This is a genomic window from Pseudomonadota bacterium, from assembly GCA_030859565.1.
Classification (GTDB): domain Bacteria; phylum Pseudomonadota; class Gammaproteobacteria; order JACCXJ01; family JACCXJ01; genus USCg-Taylor.
In genome coordinates, this window is sequence record JALZJW010000228.1 from 1 (window position 1) to 3,968 (window position 3,968).

Below are 3,968 nucleotides of genomic sequence, written 5' to 3' on the forward strand. Positions count from 1 at the left end.
GTGCGCCGGAGCGAGTTGCCCGGCCGTGATCCGCAGGAAGCGGCGCTCGCGGTTTACCGCCAACGCTTCCAGGAGCTAGGCGACGATCTCGGCCGCGGATCGCTTACCCAAGCGCAGTTCGAGGAAGCCCGGGAAGAGCTTGAGACGGCACTCGCGGGGGACCTGCCCGCCGAGCCGATCGCGCCGCAAGCACGAGAGCTTCCGCGCAATTGGCGCACCGCCCTGGCCGTTTCCATCGTGGTGCCGGTCCTCTCGGCCGGCGGCTATCTCTGGCTCGGCGCTACCGAAGAGGTTGGCACGGCGATGCGCCAGACCGAGGACGAGGCAAACCGCCGCCAACATCTCCAAGAAGCGATCGCGACGCTCGAGTCGCGGCTCGGCGCCGACCCCGATCTTGGGGAGGGCTGGCTGTTGCTCGGGCGTAGCTATCTAGCGCTCGCCGAATCCGTGAAGGCAACGGCGGCACTCGCCCGGGCGCATCGGCTTCTCGGTGATAATCCCGATCTGCTCATCGATTATGCGCGCGCAATCGCGATGTCGCACGGCGGCCGGCTGGACGGCCAAGCCGCCGAATTGATCGAACGCGCGCTCAAGCTCGCCCCCGAACACCCGGGAGCACTGTGGTTGGCGGCGGCGGCGAGCATCCACCGTGGCGCTAAAGCCGAGGCGCGCGGCTATTTGCAGCGGCTCGCGCAGCAGTTACCTGCGGGGAGCGAGCAGGAGCGCCTGGTGCGCGTGCAGCTTGCGCAACTAGGCGAAAACGGCGCCGGAACCTCCACGGGCGTAAAAGACGCGGTGCGGCTCGAAGTCCAGGTGACACTGGACAAATCCTTGACAGAGCGGATTGGTCCCGACACGACAGTCTTCGTGTTTGCCCGTGCCCCTCGTGGCCCCCGAATGCCTTTAGCCATCGCGCGCATCCGGGCTCGGGACCTGCCCGCGACCGTCGTACTTGACGACTCGCAGGCCATGACCCCCGAGATGAAGCTATCGAATTTCGATGCAGTCGTGGTCGGTGCCCGCGCCTCCCTTTCGGGTGAAGCGCGCGCCCAGCGCGGCGATCTCGAGGGATACACGCCGAACGCCATCTCGCTCACGGAACGCCCTAGCGTACCGATCGCTGTGACTATTGACCGTATCGTGCCTTAACCCACGCACGGGCGTTTAAACCACCTCGTAACTTCCGTGACAACTGAGAGTTTGTGAAAAAAAGGCTAACCACAACATATTTGAAATTTGGGGTACCACTCCAAGGTCCCTGTACTTCCGGGACAGACATTGTCTTTTCTCCCTCTCCCGCCGGGAGAGGGTTGAGGTGAGGGGATCGAAAGCATCGACGAAAGGTGTTTGATTTGATTCCCCTCATCCTAACCTTGTACATAGGTAGGATCTTTAAACTCATTGATAAGTAAAGGAAACTTGTAGTGCCCCCCCGATCTGATCGTTTATCCAATAACGAATCAGGAGACATCGGATGGAGGTAGAGACGTTAGCACGGTGGCCCATCGATTCAAACAGACTTTCTGCGAGGGGGTGTTGAATACCTTGGGCAAGACCGTACGGTTTTGCCATCAGGTACGAGAGATCACGCCCTATCGACTGGCGCTTGGCTTGATTGAAGTGTTCGCCACCCTGCGTGTGGAGAGCATCGCCGATGCTCATCGCGCCTTCAATGCGTTGTGTGATGCCGCCGTGCAATACAAGCCGTTTCACAATCAGATGGCGAAGAGTACCTTTCCCGTGTTCATGCGTAGCCTGTGCGAACACTTGATGACGAGGCTGACGAGCGAGGTCTTGCGCTTCTCGGCGGGAAGCCCCTTCGCGCGATTCACCCGCATTACGATCCACGACGGGACCTCCTTTGCCGTGAAGTCAACCTTGAAGAAAACCTTTCCCGGGCGGTTTACGAAAATCAGTCCCGCGGCGGTGGAATTGCACGTCAGTATGGAGCTCTTGAGCGAAGGGGTGGACATCGTCACGCTCACCCCTGGCAGCGAGTCCGAAGTGCATCACGTATCTGCCGCTCAGACGCTCAGCGGGGGATTGTTTCTTGGCGATCGGGCCTTCTTCATCAAGGAGTATCTCTGCGAGATCTCTGCGAGATCGCAGTCTGCGGGGGCTACTTTATCGTCAAGGCCAAAGGCACGCTCAATCCCACGGTTCGCCATGCCTACACCACAGACGGCCGGGAGATCAAACGTTTCAGGAACCAACCGCTCAAGTGCGTGAAGTCCAAGGTGTCGAACTACCAAGCGCTTGACCTCGATGTCGTTTGGGAGGGGGAGCTTGAGGGGCGCTTGATCGTGACTTGGAACACCCAGGAGAAAAGACCGCGCTACCTCCTGACCAACCTCCCGCGCCCGGAGTTTGCCCCCGAACAGATCTGCGATGCCTATCGACTGCGCTGGCAAGTGGAACTCATGTTCAAAGAGTGGAAGAGTTACGCCAATCTCCACGCCTTCGAAACCTCTAAGTCCAACATCGCCGAGGGACTGCTCTGGGCGGCCCTGTGCGCCTCCCTGCTCAAACGTTATTGCGCCCATATGGCCCAGCGCCTCTGGCAGGCGCCCATCTCCACCCGCAAAGTCGCCATGTGCCTTCATCATGCGCTCTCCGAGATCTTCCGCGCGCTGCTGCATTGTCAACGCCAATTCAATCACACACTACAACGCGCTTTGCAGTATTTATCCCACAACGCCCAGCGCGCCCATCCGAAGCGCGACCAGCGCTCGGGACGCCTCAAACTCGGCTTGGAGCACGTTTATGCAACTCCTTAAGAACTAACGTATGTAACCTTGTATGTTAGTTGAATCCGTATGAGAGTAGGTTTGAGCATGGCAGCAAGGATCCTAACCTGGTGCCACGAGCCCGTGGAGAAGCGTGATGCGCCATGCTCTGTTTGTCTTACTAACCCGAACCGTTGCTTGGGCGCTAGAGCCCGTATTTTCACAAGGTAGGGGAGAAGACCCATGACACAGTATGTCGGTATTGACGTATCCAAGGCAGTGCTCGATGTGTACTTGTTGCCCGAGGCGTTCCCTCAGGCTCGCGAAGAATTTGACTGTGATCGACACCTATGCTCTCCTTCTTGCCACAGGCATCACGTTGCTCGAATCCCATGATATCCAACCACAGGCTCGTGATGACGGCTTCTGTCAAGGGATCGGAATTCACGATGTTCTTCCTCTGTGTTCTCTGTGTCCTCTGTGGCTAAAGAGTTGCGTTGCGTTACTCCTGATCCCCTTTGGTCAGACTTACTTTCCGATGATCGGGACGGGTTTCAATTGGACCCTGGTATCGAGTTTCGTTCCACCGAACGGGCTGGGTTTCGTCGCGCTTGGGACGACCTCGGGCTGGGCGGAGTGCGGAACGATTTCTCCACAAAACTCGTGACCGGGTAGTCATATCTCCCGTCGGGCAGCCGGAGTTTGTCTTTGCCGACAAGCTGCACCTTGAAGGTCGGGCTCGTCGGGGTTGGGAAGAGACCCCGGCGGAGTCGGCTGCATTGGGGGGAGTTGGGCCTGACCAAGGCCCGCGAACGCGCCCAGCAGGACGACCGCGATCAGTTTGTGCCACATACGGTTCATTTTGGACTCAGGGTTGAAGGTTGAGGTTGGAAAGGAATAGGAGGAATAGGGAATTTCAAACGCCCTTTTTCGCCAAGAGGTAGAGTACGGCTGGGCTCGTGAGCTGTCAAGCATACGGGTCCTATACGGGTCCTCGGCCTGGGATCGGGGCAATTTCGGGCCCTTCCTCGGCCCGAGGCGCTATGTTTCGGAGCGTTTTGGCGTCTCGGGCGAGCGAGGGCCAAGGGGGAGGGTCGGCTCAGGGGCCACCGCTTGTGCGCCGGAGCGAGTTGCCCGGCCGTGATCCGCAGGAAGCGGCGCTCGCGGTTTACCGCCAACGCTTCCAGGAGCTAGGCGACGATCTCGGCCGCGGATCGCTTACCCAAGCGCAGTTCGAGGAAG

General features: G+C 59.3%; 4 protein-coding genes. All 4 read left to right on the forward strand.

Going from position 1 to position 3,968, the window contains the following annotated elements; translation table 11 throughout:
* On the forward strand, positions 1-1,149 hold a 1,149-nt coding region (ccmI, locus tag M3436_19790; GenBank protein ID MDQ3566222.1), incomplete at its 5' end, for a c-type cytochrome biogenesis protein CcmI.
* Between the two features lie 348 nt (positions 1,150-1,497).
* A complete protein-coding gene (locus M3436_19795) occupies positions 1,498-2,229 on the forward strand; it encodes a hypothetical protein (GenBank protein MDQ3566223.1) in 732 nt (243 codons plus the stop codon).
* The gene (locus M3436_19800) at positions 2,127-2,777 is read left to right on the forward strand and encodes a transposase (GenBank protein MDQ3566224.1); all 651 of its coding nucleotides are present in this window, start codon (positions 2,127-2,129) and stop codon (positions 2,775-2,777) included. The genes M3436_19795 and M3436_19800 overlap by 103 nt, the downstream gene beginning before the upstream one ends.
* A 992-nt stretch (positions 2,778-3,769) precedes the next feature.
* Positions 3,770-3,968 (forward strand): hypothetical protein (locus M3436_19805; GenBank protein MDQ3566225.1); only part of this gene is annotated, 199 nt, incomplete at its 3' end.